The 24,338-nt window shown below is 70.0% G+C and carries 18 protein-coding genes; 6 read left to right on the top strand and 12 right to left on the bottom strand.

What is annotated here, in order from left to right:
- Nucleotides 1–55 precede the first annotated feature (55 nt).
- Nucleotides 56–1,258 (bottom strand): CapA family protein, encoded by a 1,203-nt coding sequence (locus AC07A4_RS15180; RefSeq protein WP_478597965.1) that lies wholly within the window; start codon nucleotides 1,256–1,258, stop codon nucleotides 56–58.
- A gap of 92 nt (nucleotides 1,259–1,350) precedes the next feature.
- Here AC07A4_RS15180 and AC07A4_RS15175 point away from each other — a divergent pair, with 92 nt between their 5' ends.
- A complete protein-coding gene (locus AC07A4_RS15175) occupies nucleotides 1,351–2,259 on the top strand; it encodes a hypothetical protein (protein ID WP_478597963.1) in 909 nt (302 codons plus the stop codon).
- A gap of 123 nt (nucleotides 2,260–2,382) precedes the next feature.
- On the opposite strand, the gene AC07A4_RS15170 is transcribed toward AC07A4_RS15175, so the two are convergent.
- The 10 genes from AC07A4_RS15170 to AC07A4_RS15125 form a co-directional block, all read right to left on the bottom strand.
- Nucleotides 2,383–3,906, bottom strand: a complete 1,524-nt coding sequence (locus AC07A4_RS15170; RefSeq protein WP_478597961.1) for an amino acid permease — start codon at nucleotides 3,904–3,906, stop codon at nucleotides 2,383–2,385.
- A gap of 707 nt (nucleotides 3,907–4,613) precedes the next feature.
- Nucleotides 4,614–6,551, bottom strand: coding sequence for a 1-deoxy-D-xylulose-5-phosphate synthase (gene dxs, locus AC07A4_RS15165; protein WP_478598902.1), 1,938 nt, complete (start codon nucleotides 6,549–6,551; stop codon nucleotides 4,614–4,616).
- Between the two features lie 224 nt (nucleotides 6,552–6,775).
- A complete protein-coding gene (locus AC07A4_RS15160) occupies nucleotides 6,776–8,077 on the bottom strand; it encodes a sugar ABC transporter permease (RefSeq protein WP_478597959.1) in 1,302 nt (433 codons plus the stop codon).
- The gene (locus AC07A4_RS15155; RefSeq protein ID WP_478597957.1) at nucleotides 8,074–8,868 is read right to left on the bottom strand and encodes an ATP-binding cassette domain-containing protein; all 795 of its coding nucleotides are present in this window, start codon (nucleotides 8,866–8,868) and stop codon (nucleotides 8,074–8,076) included. Before AC07A4_RS15155 ends, AC07A4_RS15160 begins: the two co-directional genes overlap by 4 nt.
- Before the next feature lie 190 nt (nucleotides 8,869–9,058).
- Nucleotides 9,059–10,156: a substrate-binding domain-containing protein gene (locus AC07A4_RS15150; protein WP_478597955.1), complete on the bottom strand. Its 1,098-nt coding sequence runs from the start codon at nucleotides 10,154–10,156 to the stop codon at nucleotides 9,059–9,061.
- Nucleotides 10,157–10,278: 122 nt separating this feature from the next.
- Nucleotides 10,279–11,478 carry an ROK family transcriptional regulator gene (locus tag AC07A4_RS15145; protein WP_478597952.1) on the bottom strand — a complete coding sequence of 400 codons (1,200 nt, stop codon included), beginning with the start codon at nucleotides 11,476–11,478 and terminating at the stop codon, nucleotides 10,279–10,281.
- Nucleotides 11,479–11,706: 228 nt separating this feature from the next.
- On the bottom strand, nucleotides 11,707–12,639 hold the full coding sequence (locus AC07A4_RS15140; protein WP_478597950.1) for a carbohydrate ABC transporter permease: 933 nt from the start codon (nucleotides 12,637–12,639) through the stop codon (nucleotides 11,707–11,709).
- Nucleotides 12,640–12,656: 17 nt separating this feature from the next.
- On the bottom strand, nucleotides 12,657–13,586 hold the full coding sequence (locus AC07A4_RS15135) for a carbohydrate ABC transporter permease (RefSeq protein ID WP_478597948.1): 930 nt from the start codon (nucleotides 13,584–13,586) through the stop codon (nucleotides 12,657–12,659).
- 49 nt (nucleotides 13,587–13,635) lie between these two features.
- The gene (gene ngcE, locus AC07A4_RS15130; RefSeq protein ID WP_478597945.1) at nucleotides 13,636–15,072 is read right to left on the bottom strand and encodes an N-acetylglucosamine/diacetylchitobiose ABC transporter substrate-binding protein; all 1,437 of its coding nucleotides are present in this window, start codon (nucleotides 15,070–15,072) and stop codon (nucleotides 13,636–13,638) included.
- 454 nt (nucleotides 15,073–15,526) lie between these two features.
- The gene (locus tag AC07A4_RS15125; RefSeq protein WP_478597943.1) at nucleotides 15,527–16,045 is read right to left on the bottom strand and encodes an ankyrin repeat domain-containing protein; all 519 of its coding nucleotides are present in this window, start codon (nucleotides 16,043–16,045) and stop codon (nucleotides 15,527–15,529) included.
- 140 nt (nucleotides 16,046–16,185) lie between these two features.
- On the opposite strand from AC07A4_RS15125, the gene AC07A4_RS15120 reads away from it, so the two are divergent.
- Nucleotides 16,186–20,055 (top strand): GH92 family glycosyl hydrolase, encoded by a 3,870-nt coding sequence (locus tag AC07A4_RS15120; RefSeq protein ID WP_478597940.1) that lies wholly within the window; start codon nucleotides 16,186–16,188, stop codon nucleotides 20,053–20,055.
- On the opposite strand, the gene AC07A4_RS15115 is transcribed toward AC07A4_RS15120, so the two are convergent.
- On the bottom strand, nucleotides 20,009–20,482 hold the full coding sequence (locus AC07A4_RS15115; protein WP_478598899.1) for an ATP-binding protein: 474 nt from the start codon (nucleotides 20,480–20,482) through the stop codon (nucleotides 20,009–20,011). The genes AC07A4_RS15120 and AC07A4_RS15115 overlap by 47 nt on opposite strands.
- 84 nt (nucleotides 20,483–20,566) lie before the next feature.
- Here AC07A4_RS15115 and AC07A4_RS15110 point away from each other — a divergent pair, with 84 nt between their 5' ends.
- From AC07A4_RS15110 to AC07A4_RS15095, 4 genes are read left to right on the top strand one after another with little or no spacing between them, the layout of a single operon-like run.
- Nucleotides 20,567–21,394, top strand: a complete 828-nt coding sequence (locus AC07A4_RS15110; RefSeq protein WP_478597937.1) for a helix-turn-helix domain-containing protein — start codon at nucleotides 20,567–20,569, stop codon at nucleotides 21,392–21,394.
- A complete protein-coding gene (locus AC07A4_RS15105; RefSeq protein ID WP_478597935.1) occupies nucleotides 21,391–21,588 on the top strand; it encodes a DUF397 domain-containing protein in 198 nt (65 codons plus the stop codon). Before AC07A4_RS15110 ends, AC07A4_RS15105 begins: the two co-directional genes overlap by 4 nt.
- 9 nt (nucleotides 21,589–21,597) lie before the next feature.
- Complete coding sequence (locus tag AC07A4_RS15100; protein ID WP_478597932.1) at nucleotides 21,598–22,275, top strand: DUF7019 family protein; 678 nt, start codon at nucleotides 21,598–21,600, stop codon at nucleotides 22,273–22,275.
- The gene (locus AC07A4_RS15095) at nucleotides 22,276–24,210 is read left to right on the top strand and encodes a HEAT repeat domain-containing protein (protein ID WP_478597930.1); all 1,935 of its coding nucleotides are present in this window, start codon (nucleotides 22,276–22,278) and stop codon (nucleotides 24,208–24,210) included.
- Nucleotides 24,211–24,338: the final 128 nt, after the last annotated feature.

Raw genomic sequence — 24,338 nt, 5'->3', positions numbered from 1 at the left:
CCCGGCCCGGCGTTGACCCGCACCGGGGAATTCACCTGCGGTTCTCCGGAACTTCTCAGTCCGGCATGTTCTGCAACGGGACGAGCCCGTGGCTGCCCGCCCCGCGGTTGAGCAGGGTGCCCTCGGTGCGCTCGAAGGCGACGCGATAGCGGGAGCGCCGCTCGCCGCCGACGTCCTTGCCGTCACGCAGCGTGGTGGCGACATCGAGGAGCCGGTAGTCGTGCACGGCCCCCTTGGGCAGCTTCCCGGCCTCGTCGGGGTCCGGCGGGATCTCCAGGAACGTCGGCACGTACTTGGCGTTGACGTCCCAGCCCTTGTCACGCTTGGTGAACTCGAACCAGCCGATGACGCCTTCCTCGGTCAGGCCGCTGGGCTTCTCGTGCCGTGCGACCTGGTTGCCGAGCCCGTACGCGATCCAGGTGTCGCCGATCTTCTCCATCGGCTGTACGACGTGGGCGTGGTGACCGATCACCAGGTTGATGCCGGTCTCCTTGGCGATCCTGCGGGCCAGCTCGACCTGCGGGGTCCCGGCGTTGGGCTGGTACTCCTTGCCCCAGTGGATGCTCAGGATCACGACCTCGGCGCCCGCGGCGCGGGCCCGCTTCTCGGCGGCGGCGATGGCGTCGAAGTCGGTGAGGTTGGCGATCCACGGCTTGCCCTTGGGGACCTCGTGGCCGTTGAAGTTGAGCGCGTACGACAGCTGCGCGACCTTCACGCCCTTGACGTTCGTGATCAGCGTCTTCTTCGACTCGGCCTCGGACCGGTACGAACCGGTGTGCTTCAGGCCCGCCTTGTCGAGCGCGTCCAGGGTCCGGGTGACGCCCGCGGCCCCGTGGTCGATCGAGTGGTTCGAGGCGGTGGAGCACTGGTCGTAGCCGACGCCCTTGACCGCGGTGGTGATCTGCGGGGGCACGGCGAAGTTCGGGAAGCCCTCGAACGGGCCCTCGGGGGTGCCCACGACCGGCTCGAAGTGGCAGATGCCGAGGTCGGCCTTGCTGATCACGGGCTTGATCCCGGCCATCAGCGGTCCGAAGTCGATGCCCTGCTCGCCCTTGCCCGTCGCCTTGGCGTCCTTGCGCGCCTGTTCGGTGAGTTGCGGGTGGATGAGGACGTCGCCCGCTGCGGCGACGGTGAAGGTGGGGTCGCCGGCGGACTTGTCGTCGTCGGAGCCGCCGAAGGGGCCGCAGGCGGTGCCCGCGGCGAGGACGAGCGAGGCTGCTGCGCTGACCGGTATGAGCCTGCGAGAGGGACGTGTCATCACGGGGATATCTTTATACAACCATGACTCGCGCTCCAATTCGGTTCATAACAAAAGCAAAGCGACGAGGGCCCCTTACCTTGGTGGCCCTGGTGGCCCTGGTGACCGCCGGGATGGTCCTGAGCCTCACTCAGTGCGGCTCACCCTCCGAAGGACCGGGCGGCCACGCGCGCGCGGGCGTCGAGGAGGACCTGGAGGAGCGGATCACCTCGTACACCGCCTCCTTCCACGAGGACAGCGGCTACCGGCGCCCCTCCTACGACCAGCGCCGCGCCGCCGCCCAGGGCGTCGCCCTCCTTGTCGACCGCGAGCGCCGCCGGGCCGAGCGCCGCCTCGCGGACGTGGACATGGAGGTGCGCACCCTCACCGACGCCGCCACCGGGCGGCGCTACGCGGAGGTCGTGGACCGCTCCGAGGACGCGGCGTCGCCGCGCGGCTGGGGGCGCGTGTACGTGGACCTCGACCACCCGGTGCGCTGGTCCGCGCAAGTGCCGCACCCCGTCGCCGACCTGGAGACCGAGCGGCTCGGCGCCGCGCTCATGCGCCGCTCCCCCGGCGGCGTACTCATCATCGCTGGCGCACATCGCAAAGCCGGACGCGGCGACGAGGCCGATGTGGCGCACCAGCGGAAGAGCGTGTTCCACGCGATCTGCGACGAGCTGGCCGACCGTGGACTGCCCGGCGTCCAGCTGCACGGCATGGCCGATGGTTCGGCCCCGGACCACGACGTGGTCGCCTCCACGGGCCGGGGCCGCGCGGCCGTCCACGAGGGCCGCGATCTGGCGCGGGCGCTGAGCCGCAGGGGCTATGAGGTGTGCCGCGCCTGGGCCCGGCCCTGTCCGCTGGAGGGCCGGGCCAACGTCCAGGGCCGCAACGCCAAGGCCAAGGACACCCCGTTCCTGCACGTCGAGTTCGCCCCGAAGCTGCGCGAGCGCCCGAGGCACCGGCGGGCGGCGGTCGCAGCCCTGGCCGAGGTCACCCGCGACTGGCACCGCTCGTAGCCCACGGCCGCCGCCCGCGTTCCTGACCCTGCTTCTGCCCGTCTTCTTGTCCGGCGGGCCCGCCCCGCCCGGTCCGTACGGCCCCTCAAGGCTGCCCGGCCGGGTCGTCGGGCCCCCGGGCGGCTACTGGGAGTCGCGCCCCGGCGGGCGCAGCACTTCGCCCACCGTCGTCTCCTCGTGCTGTCCCAGGCGGCTGTGCGAGCGCCCGTAGAGGAAGTACACGACGACGCCGAGCGCCATCCAGCCCGCGAAGCGGACCCAGGTCTCGGCGGGCAGGTTGAGCATCAGCCACAGCGAGGCGGCGACGGAGACGATCGGCAGGACCGGCACCCACGGGGTGCGGAAGGAGCGGTGCAGATCGGGGCGGGTGCGGCGGAGGATGATCACGCTGACGGCGACGATGACGAAGGCGAACAGGGTGCCGATGTTCACCAGCTCCGCGAGTTCGCTCAACGGGGTGAACCCGGCCACGACGGCGATGATCACACCGAGGAGGATAGTCGGCCGGTGCGGGGTCTTGAAGCGCGGGTGGACGCGGGAGAAGAAGCGCGGAAGCAGCCCGTCGCGGCTCATCGCGAAGAACACCCGGGTCTGGCCGAGCAGCAGGATCATGCAGACCGTGGTCAGGCCGACGGCGGCGCCGAAGCTGATGAAGCCCGCGTACCAGGGGTGCCCGGTGGCCTTGAACGCGTCGGCGAGCGGGGCGTCCACGGACAGCTCGCTGTAGTGCTGCATGCCGGTGACGACGATCGACACGGCCACGTACAGCGTCGTGCAGATGAACAGGGAGCCGAGGATGCCGCGCGGCATGTCCCGCTGCGGGTTCTTCGTCTCCTCGGCGGCGGTGGCCACGATGTCGAAGCCGATGAACGCGAAGAACACGACCGAGGCGGCGGTGAAGATGCCCATCACGCCGAAGTTGGCGGGCGCCCAGCCGAACATCAGCTGGATCAGCGGCGAGTGCAGACCGCTGCCCGCCTCCACCGGCTGCGACTCAGGGATGAACGGGTCGTAGTTGTCGCCCTTGATGAAGAACGCGCCCGCCACGATCACCACGAGCACGACCACCACCTTGATCGCGACGACGATCGAGGTGATCCGCGCGGACAGCTTCATGCCGAGGACGAGGATGCCGGTGAGGACGAGGACCAGCGCGGCGGCGAGGATGTCGAAGCCGAAGCCGTCGGCGCCGTCGCGCCCGCTGAGCGCCTCCGGCAGCTGCCAGCCCGCGTTGTCGAGCAGCGAGGCGATGTACCCCGACCAGCCGACGGCCACCACCGCCGTGCCGAGCGCGAACTCCAGGACGAGGTCCCAGCCGATGATCCAGGCGGGCAGCTCGCCGAGTGAGGCGTACGAGAACGTGTACGCGGACCCGGCCACGGGGAGCGTGGACGCGAACTCCGCGTAGCAGAGCGCCGCGAGCGCGCAGACGACGCCGGCCACGACGAAGGCCAGGGCGACGGAGGGGCCCGCGTTGTTCTTGGCGACGGTGCCGGTGAGGACGAAGATGCCGGTGCCGATGATGACGCCGACGCCGAAGACCGTCAGGTCGAGGGCGGACAGGGATTTCTTGAGCGCGTGCTCGGGTTCCTCGGTATCGAGGATCGACTGCTCGACCTTCTTCGTCCGGAACAGGGTGCTGCTCACTGGCGTACCTCCCACGCGTGTCGTCTTCGACATGATCGAGAGGGGACGTACTCCGGGTGACCCGGCGCGGGCCGATTCACGCGAAGGGAGCCGTTACCTGGGGCTGACTGGGTGGACTCCCCCCACGGTACGCCGGGGGTCCCGCGGCCGCGGTGGGGTTTGTCTCTCCCACCCACCCGCCCGTGCGACCCGTCTGGCGACTGCGGCTTCCCGCCCTTCCCTGCCGCTACCGCGGCAGGTTTTCTCTCCCACCCACCCACCCGTGCCGGCCGTATGGCGGTTGCGGCTTCCCGCTTCCCCGCCGCTAACGCGGCGGGTTGTTCTCCCACCCGCCCGCCCGTGACGGCCGTATGGCGACTGCGGGTTCCCACCCCGCCTGCGGCGAGCAGGGGCTGACCCGCAGCAAACGGCGGAAAGCAGGAACCCGCACCCGCCCCACGGCCCGCACGGGTGGGTGGGTGGGAAAGACCCCGCCGCGATAGCGGCGGGACAGAGCAGGAGGCCGCACCCGCCATACGGCCCGCACGGGCGGGTGGGTGGGGGGAACAACCTGCCGCGGTAGCGGCAGGAAGAGGCAGGAAGCCGTACCCGCCCGGCAGACCGCACGGGCGGGTGGGTGGGAGAACTACCTGCCGCGGTAGCGGCGGGAACCCGCACCCGCCCGCGGCGGACCGCACCGGCGGGGCCGCCAGCCCGGCCCGGCGGCGTCAGTCGCGTACCGGCGCCTCGACGGAGTCCACCGCGGTGGAGCGCCCCCGCTCCTCCCGGCCGTCCAGCTTGGCCACGAGCCCCGTGACCTGACGGGCGACGTCCGGCGCGGTCAGGCCGATCTCGGTCATGACCTCCTTGCGGGACGCGTGGTCGAGGAAGCGCGGCGGAATGCCGAAGTCGCGCAGCGGCACGTCCACGCCCGCGTCGCGCAGCGCCTGCGCGACCGCCGAACCGACGCCCCCGGCACGGGAGTTGTCCTCGACGGTGACGACGACCCGGTGCTGCTCGGCGAGCGGCGCCATCGCCTCGTCGACGGGCTTGACCCAGCGCGGGTCGACGACGGTGGTGGAGATGCCCTGCTTGTCGAGGAGGTCGGCGATCTCCAGGCACATGGGGGCGAGGGCGCCGACGGAGACGAGGAGCACGTCGGGCCGGGCGACGGCGTCCGGGCGGCGGAGCACGTCCATGCCGCCGACGCGGGCGACGGCCTTGACGGCCGGGCCGACCGCGCCCTTGGAGTAGCGCACGACGGTCGGGGCGTCGTCGACCTCGACGGCCTCGCGCAGTTGCAGGCGGACCTGGTCGGCGTCGCGGGGCGCGGCGATCCGCAGGGTGGGCACGCACTGGAGGATCGACATGTCCCACATGCCGTTGTGGGAGGCACCGTCGGTGCCGGTGACCCCGGCCCGGTCGAGCACGAACGTGACGCCGCACTTGTGCAGGGCCACGTCCATCAGGAGCTGGTCGAAGGCGCGGTTGAGGAAGGTGGCGTACACGGCGAAGACGGGGTGCAGGCCGCCGGTGGCGAGTCCGGCGGCGGACACGGCCGCGTGCTGCTCGGCGATGCCGACGTCGTACACCCGGTCGGGGAATTCCTCGGCGAACTTCTTCAGGCCGACCGGCTGGAGCATGGCGGCGGTGATCGCCACGATGTCCTCGCGCTCGTGGCCGAGCTTGACCATCTCCTCGCCGAAGACGGACGTCCAGTCCATGCCGCCCGCGGCGATGGGCAGGCCGGTGTCGGGGTGGATGGGGCCGATGCCGTGGAAGTGGTCGGCCTCGTCCTGCTCGGCGGGCTCGTAGCCGCGGCCCTTCTCGGTGAGGCAGTGCACGATGACCGGGCCGCCGAAGCGCTTGGCGCGCTGCAGCGCGGACTCCACGGCCTCGATGTCGTGGCCGTCGATGGGGCCGACGTACTTCAGGCCGAGGTCCTCGAACATGCCCTGGGGGGCGATGAAGTCCTTGAGGCCCTTCTTGGCGCCGTGCAGCGTCTCGTACAGCGGCTTGCCGACGACGGGGGTGCGCTCCAGGAGGTCCTTGCCGCGGGCGAGGAAGCGCTCGTAGCCGTCGGTGGTGCGCAGGGTGGCCAGGTGGTTGGCGAGGCCGCCGATGGTGGGGGCGTAGGAGCGCTCGTTGTCGTTGACGACGATGACGAGGGGGCGGTCCTTGGCGGCGGCGATGTTGTTCAGGGCCTCCCAGGCCATGCCGCCGGTCAGGGCCCCGTCGCCGATGACGGCGACGACGTGGTCGTCCTTCTTCAGGACCTCGTTGGCCTTGGCGAGGCCGTCGGCCCAGCCCAGGACGGTGGAGGCGTGGCTGTTCTCGATCACGTCGTGCTCGGACTCGGCGCGCGAGGGGTAGCCGGACAGGCCGCCCTTGCCGCGCAGCTTGTCGAAGTCCTGGCGGCCGGTGAGCAGCTTGTGGACGTAGGCCTGGTGGCCGGTGTCCCACAGGACCTTGTCCCTGGGCGAGTCGAAGACGCGGTGCAGGGCGATGGTCAGCTCGACGACGCCGAGGTTGGGGCCGAGGTGGCCGCCGGTCTTGGCGACCGCGTCGACGAGGAAGCCACGGATCTCCTTCGCCAGCTGGGTCAGCTGCTCAGGGCTGAGCCGGTCCAGATCGCGCGGTCCCGTGATGCGGGTCAGCAGCGGCACCCGTGCCTCCTTGCAGTAGAGCGTGTAGCGCTGTTCGAGCATTGCCGGGCCTGTCGAGTCTAATGTTCCGCCGTTGACGGCGGAGTCCGGCCCGGGAGTCGTACCTCACGCGATCGGCCGTAAACCGACTGGTACGCATGGACCGGATGGGAACAGGTGTTCCCCTGGGGGCATGCCTGTGCCCGGCACCGGAACGGCCGGTGCCGGGCACGGGACCCTCGGGATCAGGCGCGGCCTGCGGACTTCTGCGTCCGCCGGGAGACCGAGTCGATCACGACGGCGGCGAGCAGGACCGCTCCGGTGATCATGAACTGGATCTCGCTGGCCATGCCTTCCAGGTTCAGCCCCTGCTGGATCGACTGGATCACGAGCATGCCGAGCAGCGCGGACCAGATCTTGCCGCGGCCGCCGAAGAGGCTGGTGCCGCCGATGACGGCCGCCGCGATCACGATCATCAGGGTGTTGCCGCCGCCGAGGCTCTTGGTGGCGCCGCCGGACAGGCTCGCGATGAACAGGCCGCCGAAGGCGGCGAGCATGCCGGAGATCGCGAAGACCAGGATGCGCACCCGGTCGACGTTGATGCCCGCGCGGCGGGCCGCCTCCGCGTTGCCGCCGACCGCGAAGACCTGGCGGCCGAAGGTGGTGCGCCGGACCACGAAGTCCGCGATGACGAGCACCGCCAGGAAGAGCACCAGGGCGAGCGGAAGGCCGCGGGCGCCCTTCGGCTCGTTCAGGAAGTACGCCACGACGAAGCACAGGACCGCGAGGACGCCGCTGCGCAGCAGGATCTCGCTGAGCGGCCGCGAGGGCAGCCCGGCCGTCTTGCGGCGGCGGGAGTCGTACAGCTGGGCGAGGCCGTAGCCGACGACGGCGACCAGGGCCAGGCCGTAGGCCGCGGCCTTGTCGGCGAAGAAGTGCGCGGTCAGGTCCTCGACGACGGAGCCGGCGGGCGTGTTGATGCTGCCCTCCTTGCCCATCAGCCAGATCTGCAGGCCGCTCCAGCCGAGGAACCCGGCCAGGGTGACGACGAAGGCGGGCACGCCGACCTTGGCGAAGAAGGTCCCGTGCACGGCGCCGATGGCCGCGCCGCAGGCGATGGCGAAGAGCACCGCGGCCCAGTCGCCCCAGCCGTGGTTCACGCTGAGCACCGCCCAGACGGCGGCGGCGACGCCCGCGACGGAGCCGACGGACAGGTCGATCTCGCCGAGCAGCAGCACGAAGACGATGCCGACGGACATGATGCCGACGCCGGAGGCGAACACGGCGATGTTGGCGAGGCTGGAGGCGGACAGGAACTTGTCGTTCTGCAGCTGGAAGACCAGGGCGATGACGATCAGGCCCACGACGACGGGCAGCGAGCCCAGCTCGCCGCCGCGCACCTTGCGCAGGAACTCCGTCCAGTACCCGGCGAAGCCCTGCTCGCGCACGAGGAGACGGGGGTCGACGGCCGCGGCGGGGGCCGCGGACGGCTCGGCGTCCACGGGAGCCGTGGGCTTGTCCAGGGGGGTCTTGGCGAGGTCGCTCACTTCGCGTCCTCCTTCGTGGCGGTACGCGCCCGGCGGCGGGTCACGGCGTTGTCCGTGGCGCCGGTGATGGCGGCGATGATCTCTTCGGGGGAGGTGGCCTCGACGTCGAAGACGCCGTTGTTGCGGCCGAGGCGCAGCACCGCGACGCGGTCGGCGACGGCGCGCACGTCGGCCATGTTGTGGCTGATCAGGATGACGCCGTGGCCGCGCTCGCGCAGGCGCTCCACCAGGTCGAGGACCTGGGCGGTCTGCTCGACGCCGAGGGCCGCGGTGGGCTCGTCGAGGATGACCACCTTGGGGTCGCCGACCAGGGCGCGGGCGATGGCGACGACCTGGCGCTGGCCGCCGGAGAGGGCGGCGACGGGGATGCGGACGCTCGGGATGCGGATGGACAGGGTGTCCAGGAGCTCCCGGGCGCGCTTCTCCATGCTGATCTCGTCGAGCACGGACGCGGTCGTCAGCTCGCTGCCGAGGAACAGGTTGGCGACGACGTCGAGGTTGTCGCAGAGCGCGAGGTCCTGGTAGACGGTCGCCACGCCGAGGTTCTGGGCGTCGTGGGGGCGGCCGATGCGGACTTCGCGGCCCTCCCACTCGATGGCGCCCTCGTCGATGGGGTGGACCCCGGAAATGGTCTTGACCAGCGTCGACTTTCCGGCGCCGTTGTCGCCGACGAGGGCGACCACCTCACCGGTGTGGATGTCGAGGTCTACGTCCGTGAGCGCCTGGACGGCGCCGAACCGCTTGGAGACCCCGCGCAACGCCAGCACGGGCGTAGCGGACACGTGAATCATCTCCTTCACCGCCTCAAGTGGCGGGGATGGTGTGCGTGCGGCACGAGGGGGGTGCCCGCACGAAGGACTTCAGGTCAGTCCGGCGTCCGCCCTCCGATTGCGGGGCGGAGTGATGGGGCGGACGCCGGACCAGCACGGGAGGTGTCTCGCGGCCTGGGCCGCACGTCAACACCCTTGCACCGGCCGGGGGTTACTTGATCCCGGCCTCGTCGCACGCGGCCTTGAACTGCTTGGTGCAGATCTCGCTGGCCTTGTAGACCTTGTCCTTGACGATGGTGTCGGCGACCTGGTCCTTGGTGATGGCCTGGGCGTCGTAGAGCTTCGCGGGGATGCCCTTGAAGTCGCCGCTCAGGGAGTCGACCTTGCGGTCGATGAGGCTGTCGATCTTCTTGTCCTTGAGCAGGCGGACGGCGATCTCGGCGGTGGTCTCGGCCTCCGGCTTGATCTGCTTGTAGATCGTGAAGGCCTGGTCGCCGCTCAGCAGGCGCTGGATGCCGGCGAGCTCGGCGTCCTGGCCGCCGACGGGGACGTCGATGCCGCGCTGCTTGAGGGCGGTGATGATGCCGCCCGCCATGCCGTCGTTGGCGGAGTAGACGCCGTCGATGCCGTCCTTGCCGAGCTTGTCGATGGCGGTGGCCATCTTCTTGTTGGCCTCGTCCGGCGACCAGTCCGGGATGTCCTGCTCGTACACGACCTTCTTGACGTTCTGGTCGAGTACCGAGTGGGCGCCCTTCTTGAAGAACGGGGCGTTCGGGTCCGTCGGCGAGCCGTTGATCATGACGACGTTGGAGCTCTTGGCCTTGGACCCGAGGGCCTTGACCAGGGCGCCGCCCTGCAGGCGGCCGATCTTCTCGTTGTCGTAGCTGACGTACGCGGCCAGCGGCCCCTCGGCGAGACGGTCGTACGCGACGACCTTGACGCCCTGCTTGTCGGCGCGCTCCACCCAGCCCTTGGTGGACTTGTAGTCCACCGCGTCCAGGATGATCACCTTGACGCCCTGCGTGATCAGGGCGTCGAACTGCTTCTTCTGGGTCTCGATGTCCTGTGCGGCGTTGTTGTACTTGATCTCGCAGTCGCCGCACAGCGACTTGATCTTCGACTCCATGATCGGGCGGTCGAAGGTCTCATAGCGCGTGGTCTTGTTCTCCGGCAGGAGAAGACCGATGGTCTTTCCGTCGCCGTCGCTTCCGCTGTCGTCGTCGCCGCCGGCCTCGCCGCACGCGGCGAGGGCCATGGCCATGGAAACGCTGGCTGCGCCTATGACGACGCGACGCGTCAATGCGTTCATTTGGGGGTGCCTCCCTGACGTGGCCGCGTCGTTGCGGCCGAGGTGGCTCGAAGTCAACTCGGCCACCCGACACGCGTCAAGGAGTAAATCCTTAACGAGATGACAACGGTGCCATGCGTTATCTAAGTGAAGGCAGGTGTCGCGGTCGGGAGTGAGCCGTCCAAAAGGGTGGAATCCCCCATCTCGCTGAGCGCGAGGGCGAGCGCCCCGAGCACCTCGGCGCGCGAGCCAAGTGCTCCGGGAAGCACGGACAGTTGACGGGCCGCGCTCGGGATCGCGTACCGCCCGACGGACTCCCTGATCGGCTCGAGGACCAGGTCGCCCGCCTCCGCGAGGGCGCCGCCGAGGACCACCCGGCTGGGGTTCAGGAGGTTGCAGAGGTTCGCGACACCGCTGCCGATGTGGCGCCCGACGTCCGCGATCACCCGGCGGCAGCCCGGGTCCCCCTCCCGGGCCAGGGCCACCACGCGCTCCATGGTCAGATCGGTGCCGTGGCTGGACTGGAGCAGCGGGAGCACGTACCGCGCGGCGGTGAAGGTCTCCAGGCAGCCGCGGTTGCCGCAGCGGCAGACCGGGCCCGACTCGTCCAGGGTGATGTGCCCGATCTCCCCGGCGGTGCCGCCGGGCCCGCGGTAGATCCGCCCGCTGATCACGAGCCCGGCGCCGACGCCGCTGGCGACCTTGATGTACGCGAGGTCCTGCACGCCCCGGCCGCCGCCCCAGACCAGTTCGCCGAGGGCGCCGAGGTTGGCGTCGTTGTCCACGTGCACGGGCACGCCGAGCCGGTCTTTCAGCTCCTCGGCGGGCTTGGTGCCCGCCCAGCCCGGCAGGATCGAGGTGGAGCCGAGCGTCCCGGACTCCACGTCGATGGGCCCGGGCACGCCGACGCCGACGCCCGCGACCTTGGCGCGGTCCACGCCCGCCTCCTCGATCAGGCGGCCGACCAGGCGCTCGGCCCGGTCGAAGCCCTGCGCGGCGGAGGAGTCCACGTCCAGCGGCTCGGACTCCTCGGCGAGCACCTTGTGGGCGAGGTTGCCGAGCGCGACGCGCAGGTGGGTGTGGCCGAAGTCGACGCCGATGACCATGCCCGCGTCGCCGCTGAGCGAGACGCTGCGGGCCCGGCGGCCGCCCGCCGAGGTGGGCGTGACCTCGACCGTGCCGCCGTCCTTGAGCTCGCGGACGATGTTGGAGACCGTCGCCGCGGAAAGCCCCGTCGACCTGGCGATCTCCGCCTGCGTGAGTGATCCCGCGAGCCGGACCGCGCGCACGACCCGCTCAAGGTTTGCTCGGTGCAGCGACGACTGCGACCCCGGAGTCTCCATCGACTCATCCACTCCCGCCCTATGGCGGACGGCTTCCTCGCCGCCCGTACAAGTTGTGAACTCCAAGCTCCGCTGAAGGTGTTACCGGAGTCAAGTCCTTGAGGGAAATCGGACCCCCGCTCGGGGCCCCTGGCGGGCGACGCGCGCGGGCCGGGGCCCTGGCGGGAGGGTCACCCCTGCCCGCCGGACCCCGGCCCGCACACGGGGCACGGTCGTCCCGTGCCGGGTTTACTTGATGGTGGCGGCCGTCAGTCCGGACTGGACCTGGCGCTGGAAGGACAGGTACACCACGAGCACCGGGATCATGGAGATGGTCATGCCCGCGTACAGGGCGGGCAGGTCGGTCTCGTAGTTCCCCTGGTTCATCAGGCTCACCAGGCCCTGCGCGAGCATCGAGCGGTCCTCGTCGCCGCCGCTCTGCTTCTGCATCAGGGTGAGCGGCAGGATGTACTGGTTCCACTGCCCCAGGACGTTGAAGATCCCCACGCTGATCAGGCCGGGCTTCGCCATCGGAAGCATGATCTGGAAGAACACCCGGGTGTGCGAGGCGCCGTCGATGACCGCCGCCTCGTGCACGGCCGTGGGCAACGTCCGGAAGAACGAGTGCAGATAGAACACGGTGAAGGGCAGCGAGTACGCGATGTACACGAGGATCAGCCCTTGGTAGGTGTTCAGCATGCCCAGGCGGTCGACCATGAAGTACAGCGGCACCAGGGCGAGGAACACCGGGAACATCGACCCGGCCACGAAGAAGTAGAAGATGAAGCGGTTGCCCACGAACTCGTAGCGGGCCAGGACGTACGCCGCCATCGCGCCGAGCAGCATCGTGAGCGGGACCGAGATGATCATCACGATCACTGTGTTGAGCAGGTAGTCGCCGACGCCCTTCTCCCAGCCGCGCTGGAAGGCGTCGAAGGTCCACTCCGAGGGCCAGGCCCAGGCGCTGGACTTGATCTGCGAGTCGGTCTTGAAGTTGCCGAGCAGGATCCAGCCGAGCGGCAGGACGATCATGATCGCCCAGAGCACCAGGAAGCCGTGCGAGAAGGCGTTGAGGGTCTTGCCCTCGAACCGGTCGCGGCGGCCGGGACCGCCGCGTCCGCCGCCGCGCTGGCCGGGCACGTCGACCAAGGTGGCGGTTGGTTGCGTCGCGGGAGCCGTCATGTCGCTCGCGCCTCCCTCTAGTACTCGATGCGGTCACGGCGGCTGACCCGCAGCGTGACGATGGACACGATCAGAGTGAGCAGCAGCATCACCACGCCCATGGCGCAGGCGTAGCCGCTCTTGCTGTACGTCTGGAAGTTCCGCATCAGGTACGTCGAGATGACCTCGCTGCTGTGGTCGGGGCCGCCCCCGAAGTCCTGCGACGTCAGCGTGGAGATGAGCAGGAACGCGTCCATGGACAGGATGGCGAGGAACACCCACGCGGTCTGGATGGTGTCCCAGAGCAGGGGCAGCGTCACCCGGAAGAAGGTCTGCACGCGCCCGGCGCCGTCGAGCAGCGCGGCCTCGTAGATGTCCCGGGGGATGGACTGCATGGCGGCGGAGAACAGCACCATGTAGAAGCCGGCCCCGGCCCAGACCATTACGAAGACGATGCACCACAGGACCAGGTCGGGGTCGTTCAGCCACTCCGTGGGGTGGTTCTTGTCGCCGAGGCCGACGGCCTGGAGGCTGCCGTTGATCAGGCCCGAGTCGTCGCCCCGGTAGACCGCCTTGAAGAGGATGGCGAGGATCGCGACGGACAGGACCTGCGGGAAGAAGAACACGATCCGGTAGAAGGCCGAGCCCTTCACCCCGCTCACCCCGCCCGCGCCGCCGCGCCCGCCGACGTTCACCATGAAGGCGAAGAACAGCGAGAGCAGGATGGTGAGGGTGGGGACGAGGATCAGGAGCAGGGCGTTGTGCTGGAGCGCCTTGAGGAAGACATCGTCCTTCGCCAGGTCCTTGTAATTGTCGAACCCGACGAAATTGAAGTTCTGCGACGCGCCGCTCCAGTCGGTGAACGAGTAGCTGATGGTCTGGATGTAGGGCCAGATCACCAGCAGGACGTAGAGCCCGACGGGGAGGACGAGGAATCCCGCGATGAACGGGTACTTTTTCCGATGCATAACACCTTGCTCCTGATTGTGCCCGGCCGCTTCCCCACCCTTTCCGGAGTTACTTCTTCTTGTCCGTCTTCTTCGCGGCTTCCTTGTCCACGGCCTTCTGGCAGCGCTCCAGCCACTTCTTCGGCGTGATGCGCTTGGCCATCAGCTCACCGGTGGCGTTCTGGATCTCCACGTCCAGTTCGCCGTACCACTCCGAGTAGCGGAAGTTGAAGCGCTCATCGACCGGGCAGTCGTCGACGGCGGCGAGGGCGGTCTTGATGCCGGGGCGCAGCTGGACGCTCTTGTCGACGTACTCAGGGCCGAGCACGGACAGCGAGCTGGCCTCCTTGGCGAAGGCGGTGGCGCCCTCCTTGGACAGCATCCGGCGCAGGAACTCCAGGCCGCCGGGCACGTTCTTGGCCTTGGACGGCACGATGAAGGGCTCGTCGGCGCCGACGCGCACGGCGTGCAGCTTCATCTGGGAGTCGGGGAGCAGCGGCAGCGGCAGGAACGTCATCTCGAAGTCGTCGGGCGTCTGCTTGGCCTGCTCGTTCTCGATCCACGAGCCGGACGGGATGAAGACCGCCTTGTACTCGTTCCACTTCGTCTGGGCCTCGGTGTGCTCCAGGGAGTTGGTGCCCGGCATGAGCAGGCCCTTCTCCACGATCTCGTAGATCGCCTCGACGGCGCGCTCGGCGGCGTCGTTGCCGACGAACGCCTTGGGGTCGAGGTTGTCGATCTTCTTCACGGCGTCCATGCCGCCGGTCTTGGCGATCAGGTCCATGATCACGATGTTCATGTAGTACGGGTACTTGCCCTGGTGGGCCAGGCCCCCGATGCCCTTGGACTTGGCGTCCTTCATGATGTCCAGGAGCTGGTCCCAGGTCTTGGGCACCTCCCAGCCGTGCTTCTTGAAGAGCTTGCCCGAGTACCACAGGCCCCAGGCCGCGTAGACGTAGAACAGGGCGTGGAACTTGCCGCCGAAGGTGCCCTGTTCGATGGTGCCGGGCAGCATGATGTCGCGGATCTTCTTGCTCGGGTCGTCGATGGACGGGGCGTCGAGCAGCTGGGTGAGGTCGGTGAGGTGGCCCTCCTTGAAGAGGGTGTCCAGCTTCATCTTCTTGGAGCCGGAGTCGTCGACGACGTCCGGCGGGTTGCCCTTGTTGAAGCGGGGCTGGAGCTTGCCGGTGACGTCCTGTTCGCCGGTGTGGGCGACCGAGCCGCCGTACTTCTTCTCGAAGGACGCCTCCCACGCCTTGGCGTAGGCGTCGCCGTAGCCGCCCTTGAAGATGAAGACGTCCAGGTCGTTGTCCTTGGCGACGCCGAAGGGGTTCTCCTTGGTCTTCTTGACCGTCTTCGCCTTCTTGTCGTCGTCGCCGCCACCGGAGGCGCACGCGGACAGGAAGCTCATCGTGGGGACGGAGATGATGCCGAGGGCGACACCGCGCTTGATCAGATCGCGGCGGCCTACGCCGGGGGTGCCGGACGTGCCAGAGGTGGTTCCCATGCTCAAGTCCTCGCCTTCTCCAGGACTCAGGCGGTGAACGGGACCTCCCCGGCACCGCGGTGTGGTGAATCTGGGGCTGTGCGATGGTGCGGGATGCGTCCGGCGGCGGAGCGCGGTCGTCGCCGTGGTCGGGGGACCGGGCCGTCCGGACGCGCACAGGTATAGTCCACTCGCGCCCGGGCAAGCAAGATCGAATGCAGGTTTGGCCTGCCACCTTTTCCGAGTTGAGACCTCCCCGAGAGGAACTGGCGCCGAACTGGTCTCCGATTGGTATGGGCCTTTTGGAAAGTCCAATTCCCTGGTGAGGGCTGTGTCTTGACGGCCGGGGTACGAGGGGTGCGCGCCCGGGGCGCGCGTGCCTCTCCTTCACGCACCCCCTCGTGCTCCCACACACCTCCTGTGACGGGTTTCCCCACCGGGCCCCCACCGGGCCCCACCGGCCCCCACCGCCCCCTCACCCCGCTCCGGCCACCCCCGACTCCAGCTCCACGATGACCCGCGCGAGCGCCCGCCCCCGCTCCCGCGCCTCCTCGCGCCCCCGGCAGCGCAGGCACTCCTCGCCCGCCAGGGTCCGGGCGCGGGCCACCTGCCGGGCGCCCCGGTCCAGAAGCAGCCGCACCACGTCGAGGCGGCCGCCGAACGCGGCCCACTCCAGGGCCGTTCGGCCGCGGCCCTCGCCCTCCAGATCGGCGCCCCGGTCGAGCAGCAGCGCCACCGCGTCCGCGTGGCCCTCCATCGCCGCCACCATCAGGGCGGTCGCCGCGCCGTCCCGGCGGGCGTCGGGGCGCGCGCCCGCGTCAAGCAGGAGCCGCACGACGTCCGTGTCGCCCCGCGCGGCGGCCAGGACCAGGGGCGTCTCCCGCGCGGACGCGCCGCCGTCGTGCCCGGGGTCCGCGCCGCCCGCCAGCAGGTCCGCCACGGTGCCCGCGTCGCCCGCCTCGGCCGCGGCCCGCAGCCGCTCGCTGAGATCCATGGGGTCACCGTCGCACGTACCCCCCGGTTCCCGCCATCGACCCTCGCCAACACCCTTGACACCACTCGACACTTGCCGCCCTACTGGTCTCGCACGGTGACCTGACAACGTTGTCCGGCTGGGCAGGGAGGGACTTGAGGATGGGAACGGGTTACAGACGCGGACCCCGGAGGCGGGGTCCGGGGACGGCGGGTGTCATCGGCGCCGCCGCCGTGGCGCTGGTCGTGTCCTCGCAGGGCGCCGCCGTCGCGGGCCCCGCGGAACGGCCGCGCGCGGAGCGGGAGTTCAGCTCTTCGTTCGAGGCGGGCCAGCCCGCGCCGGACTGGCTGAACACCGTGGAGACGGGCCCGGACGGCAAGAAGCGCGCCGCCGGGGTGAACGGCGGCTACACCTCCGGCATACCCGGCGGCGTCAACGACCGCGTCGTGGGCGTCAAGGCCAGCGGTGAGCACAGCGGCTCCGGCGAGGTCAAGGAGAACCTCGTCGACGGCGAGAAGACCACGAAGTGGCTGACGTTCGCCAAGTCGGGCTGGGTGGAGTACACCCTCGACTCCCCCGCCAAGGTGGTGCGGTACGCGCTGACGTCGGCGAACGACCACGCGCCGCGCGACCCGAAGAGCTGGACGCTCCAGGGTTCCACGGACGGCGAGACGTGGAAGGACCTCGACAAGCGCGAGGGGGAGACCTTCGGCGAGCGGTTCCAGACCAAGACGTACGACTTCGCGGGCGACACCGCGTACCAGCACTTCCGCCTTGACATCTCGGCCAACAACAGCGCCGGTGAGATCCAGCTCGCCGACCTCCAGTTGTCGATCGGGGGCTCGGACACGCCCGCGCCGCCCGAGGACATGCAGAGCGCGGTCGACCGGGGCCCGGCCGGGTCGCCGACGGCGAAGGGCCGCGCGGGCTTCACCGGCAAGCAGGCCCTGCGGTACGCGGGCACGCACACCGCCGAGAAGCGCGGGCACTCGTACAACAAGGTCTTCGACGTGGACGTGGAGGTGGGCCGGGACACCGAGCTCGGGTACCGCGTCTTCCCGTCGATGGATGACGAGGACTACAAGAAGTCGCCGTACGACGCGACGAACGTGGCCGTGGACCTGGCGTTCAGCGACGGCACGTATCTGAGCGACCTGAAGGCGACCGACCAGCACGGCTTTCCGCTGACGCCGCGCGGGCAGGGCGACGCGAAGGTCCTGTACGTCAACCAGTGGAACGACGTGGCGTCGCGGATCGGGGAGGTGGCGGCGGGCAAGACCGTCGACCGGATTCTCGTGGCGTACGACTCCCCCAAGGGCCCGGTGAAGTTCCGTGGCTGGGTGGATGACATCTCGCTGGCACAGAAGGCACCGCCGAAGCCGAAGGCGCACCCGTCGGACTACGCGTCCACCATCCGAGGCACCCAGTCCTCCGGCGGCTTCTCGCGCGGCAACACCATTCCCGCGACGGCCGTGCCGCACGGCTTCAACTTCTGGACGCCGGTGACGAACGCGGGCAGCCTCGACTGGCTGTACGACTACTCGCGGCGCAACAACGACGACAACCTGCCCACCCTCCAGGCGTTCAGCGCGAGCCACGAGCCGAGCCCGTGGATGGGCGACCGGCAGACGTTCCAGGTCATGCCGTCGGTCGCGAAGGACACTCCGGACGCCTCGCGGTCGGGGCGGGCGCTGGCCTTCAAGCACGAGAACGAGACGGCGCGCCCGCATTACTACGGCGTGCGGTTCGAGAACGGCCTGAAGGCCGAGATGACGCCGACCGATCACGCGGCGATGTTCAGGTTCACCTATCCCGGTGACGACGCGAGCGTGGTCTTCGACAACATCGAGAAGACGGGCGACACCACGCACAAGGTCGGCCTGACCCTCGACAAGGAGAAGGGGATCGTCTCCGGCTACTCCGACGTGAAGTCGGGTCTGTCGGCGGGCGCGACCCGCATGTTCGTGTACGGCACGTTCGACCGTCCGGTCACGGGTGGCGGCAAGCTGGACGGCGGCGGCACCACGGACGCCACCGGCTACTTCCGCTTCTCGCCGGGCAAGGACCGCGAGGTCTCGCTGCGCCTGGCCACGTCGCTGATCAGCGTCGACCAGGCGAAGGCGAACCTGGACGCGGAGATCCCCGCGGGCACGTCCTTCGGAGAGGTCAAGGACGCGGCGCAGGAGAAGTGGGACGACATCCTCGGCCGGGTCGAGGTGGAGGGCGCGAGCGAGGGCCAGCGCACCTCGCTGTATTCCAGCCTGTACCGGCTCTACCTGTACCCCAACTCCGCCTTCGAGAAGGTCGACGGCAAGCACAAGTACGCCTCGCCGTTCACCAAGCAGCCGAACCCGGACACCCCGACCCACACCGGCGCGAAGATCGTCGAGGGGAAGCCATACGTCAACAACGGCTTCTGGGACACGTACCGCACGACCTGGCCCGCGTACTCACTCCTCACCCCGAAGAAGGCGGGTGAGCTGGTCGAGGGCTTCGTGCAGCACTACAAGGACGGCGGCTGGACCTCGCGCTGGTCCTCGCCGGGTTACGCGGACCTGATGACCGGCACGTCCTCCGACGTGGCGTTCGCCGACGCGTATGTGAAGGGCGTCAAGGGCTTCGACGCGAAGGCGGCGTACGACGCGGCCGTGAAGAACGCGACGGTCGCGCCCGACAAGTCGGGCTACGGCCGCAAGGGCATGACGAACGCGCCGTTCCTCGGCTACACCCCGTCCGAGACGCACGAGGGCCTGGCCTGGGCCCTTGAGGGTTACGTCAACGACTTCGGCATCGCGAAGATGGGCGCGGCCCTCTACAAGAAGACGGGCGACAAGCGCTACAAGGAGGAGTCGTCCTACTTCCTCAACCGCGCCCGCGACTATGTGAAGGTCTTCGACTCCAAGGCCGGTTTCTTCCAGGGCAAGGACAAGAAGGGCACCTGGCGGGTGCCGTCCGACAAGTACGACCCGCGCGTGTGGGGCTACGACTACACCGAGACCAACGGCTGGGGCTACGCCTTCACCGCCCCGCAGGACTCGCGCGGCCTCGCCAACCTGTACGGCGGCCGCAAGGGCCTCGGCAAGAAGCTCGACACGTACTTCACGACCCCCGAGACCGGCTCCGCCGAGTTCGCGGGCTCCTACCCCGGCGTCATCCACGAGATGACGGAGGCCCGTGATGTGCGCATGGGCATGTACGGGCACTCCAACCAGGTCGCGCACCACGCCACGTACATGTACAACGCGGCGGGGCAGCCCTGGAAGACGCAGGAGAAGGTCCGCGAGGTGCTCTCGCGGCTCTACACCGGCAGCGAGATCGGCCAGGGCTACCACGGCGACGAGGACAACGGCGAGCAGTCCGCCTGGTATCTGTTCTCCTCGCTCGGCTTCTATCCGCTGGTCATGGGCAGCGGCGAGTACGCGATCGGCTCCCCGCAGTTCAAGAAGGTCACCGTGCGCCTCGACAACGGCGGCACGTTGGTCGTTAAGGCTCCGAAGAACAGTGCGCGGAATGTGTACGTGCAGGGGCTGAAGGTCAACGGTAAGAAGTGGACCTCGACGGCTCTGCCCCACCAGGAGATCGCCCGGGGCGGCGTCCTCGAATTCGACATGGGGCCGAAGCCGTCCGCCTGGGGTTCGGGCAAGGGCGGCCAGCCGGTGTCCGTCACGGACGACGACAAGGTGCCGTCGCCCCGCGAGGACGCGACGAAGGTCGAGGGCGAGCTGTTCGACAACTCCTCGGCCACGTACGCCGATGCGGCCTCCGTGGTGGTGCCGGTGACCGGTCGTACCAAGGCCGTCCAGTACACCCTCACCTCCGCCGACCGCACCAAGGCTCCGCGCGGGTGGGTCCTCCAGGGCTCGCCCGACGGCGAGAAGTGGAAGACCGTCGACAAGCGGTCCGGCGAGTCCTTCGCCTGGGACCAGCAGACCCGCCCGTTCACGGTGAGCGATCCCGGCTCGTACGTGAAGTACCGCCTCGTCTTCACCGGGGGCCGGGCCGCCCTCTCTGAGGTGGAACTGCTGCGCTGACCTGACCGAACTCGGCCCAGACCACCTTGCCGGGGGTGCGCTCCGCGACGCCCCAGGTGTCGGCCAGGGCCGCCACCAGAAGCAGGCCGCGCCCCGACTCGTCGGCAACCCCTTCGCCGACGGGCCGGGGCCGGCCGTTTCCGCTGTCGTGGACCTCTACGCGTACGCCGTCCACGCCGTCGTGGATGAGGCGCAGCCGGAAGCCCCGCCCGGGCGGGGCGCCGTGCAGCAGGGCGTTCGTCGTCAGCTCGCTGACGCAGAGGGTGATGTCGTCCACGCGGTGCCTGATCCGCCAGGCGGCGAGCACGGAGCGCGTGAACGCGCGGGCCTCCGGGATCGCTTGGCGCTCTCGGGGGTAGAGGCGTTCGTGGAGGGGAGCGGGTGGATATTTGTCATTCACGTGACGAGAGTCACACTGCGTGGTCATCATGGGGCAGTGAGCGAGGTCGTACGCGGCGGTTGTACGACCTCGCACCGGTAAATCCCTGGAATTCGGTGGGAGTTGTACCCCATGAGCGGCTCACGGCGACGGTCACGCAAGAACGCATCGGCGATGAAGATGGTGGGGGCGCTGCTCGCCGTCCACCGGGAGGCCGCCGGGTACACCCAGAGATCGCTCGCGAGTCACTTCTGCATCAGCGAGGATCAGGTCGCGTCCATCGAGCAGGGGCGGCGCCCCTTGAAGATGGACCTGGCGGTCCAGCTCGACGAACTCCTAGGCACCAACCGGACATTGGAGACTGCGGTCGACCACATGCCGGAGGTGGATCTGGTTCCGCGCTTCGCTGAGGAGTTCCTGGATCGGGAGAAGGAAGCGATCGCGATCTCGTCGTACGAGAACCAGGTGCTGCCCGGACTGCTCCAGACAGAAGGGTACGCTCGCGCGGTCTTCCGCAGCCGCGTTCCAGTCCTCGACGAGGACGAAATCGAGCAGTTCGTCGCCAAGCGGCTCGAACGCCGGGAGCTCTTGCATCGCAGGGTGCCACCGAGCACCAGCTTCGTGATCTGGGAGTCCGCGTTGCACGATCGCCTTGGCGGGAAGGCGGTCTACGCCGAGCAACTGCGCACCTTGCGCGAGTTCGCAGAGCTTCCGGGGCTCGCCATCCAGATCCTGCCATTCCAACGCACCACACACGCTGCGCTCGACGGGCCCTTTGTGTTGCTGGAAACACCCGACCACCAGCGGCTTGCCTACACCGAGTCCCAGCGCGGCAGCCATCTGATCTCAGATGCAGACGAGGTGGCGATCCTCACTCTGAAGTATGCGATGCTGCGGTCAACGGCCCTCAACCCAGAGGAAACGAAGGGCCTGTTGGACCAACTGCTAGGAGAGCAATGAGCAGTAGCAGCGCGCTTGAGTGGTTCAAGTCCAGCTACAGCGGCAGCGAGGGCGGCAACTGCTTGGAGGTGGCGACCGAACCCACCGCCATCCACATCCGTGACTCAAAGGAGCCCGGCAGAGGGCACCTCACGATTACCCCCACAACCTGGACCACCTTCCTGGCCCTCCCCCAGATCCACCAGAACGCCTGACCACGGCGCGTGCGGTACTACTTCTACGTCTCCACAGCGAAGCTGGACATGCTCTACGAGCAGATCCCGCCCAAGCTGCTCCGGCGGCTCGCCGTCGAGGCGAAGGTCGACCTGAAGGTCCTGAGCGTCGCCGTGCAGTCGCCGCGTGCCGACACGAGTACGTACGACCGCCTGGACCTCGTCGAGACGTACCTGGAGCGGGAGTTCGACGTCAGCTGGATGTCGGAGCCCTCCGCCTGGTTCCGGGGTGACCTGGGGCTGCGGGTCGCGGGGTACGGCGAGGCGAACAGCCCGACGCTGATGACGGGCCGCGACGGCGACACGGTCGTCGCGCTGATCGGGTCCTCGCACCACCTGATCGGCTATCAGGTGGGCGCCGACATGCAGCGGGTCGGCTTCTCGGGGCTGCCGTCGATCTTCCGGCTGCTCCAGGAGATCCCGCCGGAGTGGGAGCGGCAGTTCGACGTGCGCTGGCGGGGACGCATGCCGAGCCGGGAGAACGTGACGCGCGACGTACTGCACTGCGCCGAGGCGCTGACCGTGCCGCCGATGTACTGCGAGTTCCTGGCCAGGAGGCTGCTGACCGGCACCGTGACGCAGGAGGACGGGCGGGAGGTCACGGTCGTCGTCGGGACACCGCTGTACGTGGCGATGTCGGACCGGATGCCCGAGGACGGGGAGGTCTGAGTGGAGCGGGCGCCGACGATCTCCGAGCTGGCGCGCATGCGCACGGCGGGCGATGTCGCGGGGCTTTGCCGGGCTTCGCGGTCGGAGGACCACGACCTCGCCGTGCACGCCCTGCAGCTGCTGGGCGGTTGCGAGGGGAGGCCGGAGGCCGCCGAGGCGCTGCTTGACTGTCTGCGGCGGCGGGACCAGCGCAACGGGACGCGGTGGCAGGCCGCCCGTTCCTTGGGGAGGCTGCGGGAGCGCCGCGCGGTGCCCGAGCTGCTGCGGCTGCTGAACGACGCCGAGGAACGCGACGGGCGGGCGCAGCTGTACAAGCCCGCGTGTGACGCCCTGATCGCCATCGGCGGGCCGGAGGCCGTGCGTGGACTCGTGGGCCTGTGCGGCGAGCTGGCGGCCGGTCGCGGGCACTGGACGGTACGGGTGCTGGACGCGCTGGCGCGGCTGCGCGCGCCCGAGGCGGTGGTGCCGCTCCTGGTCGCGCTCTGGGAGTACCTGCCCGAGCGCGCGGAACGCGTGGTGCGGACGCTGGGCGCGATCGGCGACCCGCGCGCCGCGTCCGCCCTGCTCGTGCTCGCGCACTCCCCCGCCTCGGACGTCCCGCTGCGCCGGGCCGCCGTCGCGGCGCTCCACGCGCTGCCCGAGGCGGACTGGCCGCCCGCGCACCAGTGGCCGTCCGCCGCCCAGCTCCTCCAGGTCCCCCAGCGGGACCCGGACCCCGAGACGGCACGCCTGGCGACCGCTCTGCTCGCCCGGACCGAGGACGGCCGGGACCACCTGTGGAACACGCTGCGCGCGGCATCGGGCGCCCCGCCCCACGCCGTGGCCGCCGTCTGCGCGCACATCGCGGAAGAGCCCGGCCGCCACGCCGTACCGGACCCCGGTGAACGCCGTGCCCTGCTCCGGCACCACCTGCGCGATTCGCCCGTGCCGAGCGTGCGCCGGGCCGCCGCGCGGGCCCTCTTCGCGTACGCGGGCGCCGCAGCGGGTGACGCGCTCCTTGAGGCGCTGGGCGACGCGCCCCTCAGTGACGCCGTGCCGGACCTCGTGGCCCAGTTGCCCGAGCCGCCGCTCCACCAGCTACTGGGCCTCCTCACCGGCACGGATCATGCCGTGGCCCAACGGCAGGGCGCCGCACGGGCGTTGGGTGCCGTCGGCCACCCGGCCGCCGTCCCGGAACTGCTTGCCGTCCTCGCGGACGAGGAGGCCCCGGCGGCGCTGCGTACGGACGCCGTGGACGCGCTCGGCGCCCTGCGGCACCCGGAGGCCGCCGCGCCCCTCGCGGACCTGGCCCAGGACGAGGAGCGGCCCGGCACACAGCGCGCCCGCGCCGTGCGCGTCCTCGGCCTGATCGGCGCCCCGGAGACCCTGCCGACGGTGCTCGCCTGCGCGGACTCACCGCACGAGGCGGTGCGGGCGCGGGCGGTGGCGGCCCTCGGCGGGTTCCCGGTCGCGCGGGCGGCCCAGGCGCTCAGGGCTCTCGTCACGCCGGACGCCGACCCCGACCTGGCCCGCGCGGCCGTGCGGGCCCTCGGCCGGATCGGCGCCCCGGCCCTGCCCGCCCTCGTCGAACTCGCCGACGCCGCGAGGGAGGACGTGGCCGCCGCACTCGTCGCGGCGCTCGCCGCCCGCCCCGAGGGCGAGGCGCTCGCCGCGCTGGGACGGCTCGCCGCGTCGCCCCCGGCACAGAGAGCCGCCGCCGACGCGCTCAGCACGCGCGGCACACCCGACTGCGCCGCTCCCCTGGCGTCGTTCCTCCACCCCGACGTCCATCCCTTCACCCGCGAGGCCGCCGTGCGCGGCCTGCTGAGGATCGGCACCGACGAGGCCCACGAGCACGTCCTCGCGCACTGCCTCGCGGCGACGCACCTCTACGGCTGGCAGGTCGAAGCCCTGGACGTGATCGCCGAGGCCCGTGGAGTGCGGCTCGGCCGCTAGGGCCTGTCGTCAAATCCCCCGCCTGCCGCGCGGCGCCTGGCACGCACGCTCGCCGCGTTGCCGAAAGGCCCTAGTAGCTCCGCTACGAGGACCTTCCGGCGCCTTGCGATCGCACGCACCAGACGCCG

The sequence above is a fragment of the Streptomyces sp. NPDC043996 genome, assembly GCF_056435225.1.
The sequence above is the reverse complement of the archived record's forward strand: the minus strand, read 5'-3'. Positions and strand labels throughout refer to the sequence as shown.

Coding starts and splice junctions, on each gene's coding strand:
- AC07A4_RS15125 (WP_478597943.1), bottom strand. CDS start 16,045: ATGGATCTCAGCGAGCGGCTGCGGGCCGCGGCCGAGGCGGGCGACGCG.
- AC07A4_RS15155 (WP_478597957.1), bottom strand. CDS start 8,868: ATGATTCACGTGTCCGCTACGCCCGTGCTGGCGTTGCGCGGGGTCTCC.
- AC07A4_RS15110 (WP_478597937.1), top strand. CDS start 20,567: ATGAGCGGCTCACGGCGACGGTCACGCAAGAACGCATCGGCGATGAAG.
- AC07A4_RS15180 (WP_478597965.1), bottom strand. CDS start 1,258: ATGACACGTCCCTCTCGCAGGCTCATACCGGTCAGCGCAGCAGCCTCG.
- AC07A4_RS15120 (WP_478597940.1), top strand. CDS start 16,186: ATGGGAACGGGTTACAGACGCGGACCCCGGAGGCGGGGTCCGGGGACG.
- AC07A4_RS15140 (WP_478597950.1), bottom strand. CDS start 12,639: ATGACGGCTCCCGCGACGCAACCAACCGCCACCTTGGTCGACGTGCCC.
- AC07A4_RS15150 (WP_478597955.1), bottom strand. CDS start 10,156: ATGAACGCATTGACGCGTCGCGTCGTCATAGGCGCAGCCAGCGTTTCC.
- ngcE (WP_478597945.1), bottom strand. CDS start 15,072: ATGGGAACCACCTCTGGCACGTCCGGCACCCCCGGCGTAGGCCGCCGC.
- AC07A4_RS15115 (WP_478598899.1), bottom strand. CDS start 20,482: ATGACCACGCAGTGTGACTCTCGTCACGTGAATGACAAATATCCACCC.
- AC07A4_RS15135 (WP_478597948.1), bottom strand. CDS start 13,586: ATGCATCGGAAAAAGTACCCGTTCATCGCGGGATTCCTCGTCCTCCCC.
- AC07A4_RS15105 (WP_478597935.1), top strand. CDS start 21,391: ATGAGCAGTAGCAGCGCGCTTGAGTGGTTCAAGTCCAGCTACAGCGGC.
- AC07A4_RS15145 (WP_478597952.1), bottom strand. CDS start 11,478: ATGGAGACTCCGGGGTCGCAGTCGTCGCTGCACCGAGCAAACCTTGAG.